This window comes from Chamaesiphon sp. VAR_48_metabat_135_sub, from assembly GCF_031418915.1.
GTDB lineage: Bacteria > Cyanobacteriota > Cyanobacteriia > Cyanobacteriales > Chamaesiphonaceae > Chamaesiphon.
This window is the reverse complement of the sequence record NZ_JANOJV010000294.1, coordinates 1-2,143: the sequence shown is the minus strand read 5'-3', so window position 1 is coordinate 2,143 and position 2,143 is coordinate 1. Positions and strand designations below refer to the sequence as shown.

The following is a 2,143-nucleotide window of genomic DNA, read 5'->3' as shown; positions in this document are numbered from 1 at the left end:
AACCGCCCCAAATTCCGACATCAACTGCGGCAAATACCACCGCAGTACCCAATAATTCGCTCCTCACCGCCGCACAATCGTTAAATCAGCGCGGAGCCGAACTTTTAGCCGCAGGTAAAGCAGACAAAGCTTTGGCTAATTGGCAACAAGCACACAAACTATATACCCAAGTTAAAGATTCAAAAGGCATCATCGGCACTAAAATCAATCAAGCGCAAGCTCTACAATCGCTGGGGTTTTATCGTCAAGCATTGCTCAATTTGCAAGAAGTTAATACCACCCTGCAACAACAACCAGCTTCGGAGCTAAAAATGCAAGGTTTACTGGGATTGGGTAACTCGCTACGCGCCCTAAGAATGCTCGAACAAAAGACGACAACTGACAGCCAGGGGATAAATTTAGGTGCCAAAGAAACCCTAACTCAATCGCTCAAAATTGCAACGACGCTTCAAGATCGAGCTGCGATCGATCGCATTAATTTAAGTTTGGGGAATACGCTCAATCTCATTGGTAGCAAGGAACAATCACAAGCGGCGATCGATACTTATGAAAAGATCGCTCCAGATGCCGCACCATTAATTCGCGTCCAAGCTCAGATTAATTTATACCGAATTCAATCGCAACCCGAACTTAAAACCGCGCCGAATACGCTGACATTCTTAACGGATACTCGGAAAGTATTAGATCCGATCGCCCCCAGCCGCAGTACGGTTTATGCTTATATCAACCTAGCTGAAACTATCAAGAAAAATCAAGAAGACAGTAATATCGATCGCGAAATATTAATACCAGTAGCGCGATTATTAACTACCGCGATCGAGCAAGCTAGAACCATTAAAGATCCCCGCAGCGAAGCTCAAGCGATCGGCTCTTTAGGTAGTTTATACGCTTTAACAGGGCAAAATCTAGAAGCCAGAAATTTAACTCAAAAAGCATTAGTAATCGCTGAGAATTTACCAGCTCCCGATTTAGCTTACCGACTCCATTGGCAACTAGGCAAAACTATCACAGCTAATAATCCGCAACCAAAAGATCTCGAAACGGCAACTTCAGCCTATCATCAAGCAATCAATCATCTCAAATTATTACGTAACGATCTCAATGCGATCGATGCCGATTTACAATTCTCTTTCCGCGATAGTGTCGAACCAGTTTATCGCGAATATGTCAACCTCTTATTAAGAGATGGCAAGCAAATATCTGAAGATAATTTAGCCACCGCCCGCGATTTAATCGAATCATTGCAAGTTGCCGAATTAGAAAACTTTCTCCGTCAAGGCTGTTTGGATACTTATACAGTCCAACTAGATAAAATCGATCGATCGGCAGTCGTAATCTATCCCATTATTTTACCCGATCGCGTGGCGACGATCGCCTCTATCCCTGGCAAACCCCTCCGTTATTACAGTCAACAAATCTCCTCAGCCACAGTTGAAGAAACCATCAGTCAACTGCAAGCTAAAATTCAAGACTCCAAAATCGTCGATCTGAATTTTACTGCTAAACAAGAGCAGGCTTTCAAACAACAGTCCAAACAAATCTACGATCTGCTAATTGCTCCCCTAGCCGGAGATCTTGCCGCTGCTAAAACTAAAACATTAGTCTTCGTTTTAGATGGAGCATTCAGAACTATTCCGATGTCAGTATTGTACGATGGCAATAAATATTTAGTCGAAAGTTACAATTTAGCATTAACACCAGGATTGCAATTAGTTCCACCCCAAGATTCAACAGATAGAATGCGATCGCAAGCTTTACTAGGTGGTATTTCGGAAAGTCGGCAAGGGTTTTCGGCTTTACCAGGTGTCAAACCCGAAATCGAATCGATTAGCCATTTAGTGCCCCATCAAAAATTACTTAACGAGCAATTTAATAGTAATTTAGTTGCAACTAACTTAGTAGCCAGTAATGCCCCAATCGTCCACTTTGCCACTCACGGACAGTTTAGTTCTAAAGCCGAAGATACTTATATATTAACTTGGAATAATCGACTGAATCTCGACCAATTTAGTAATTTACTCAAAGATCGCGGTACTCGTTCTGGCAATGCGATCGATTTGTTAGTACTAAGTGCTTGTCAGACAGCCGCAGGTGATAATCGCGCTACACTGGGATTAGCAGGCATCGCAATTAAAGCACGAGC

The 2,143-nt window shown here is 42.8% G+C and carries 1 protein-coding gene; it reads left to right on the top strand.

The annotated features are described in order from the left end of the window. Positions 1 to 2,143: CHAT domain-containing protein (locus RMO55_RS20425; RefSeq protein WP_310429754.1), on the top strand; the 2,143-nt coding region annotated here is incomplete at both ends.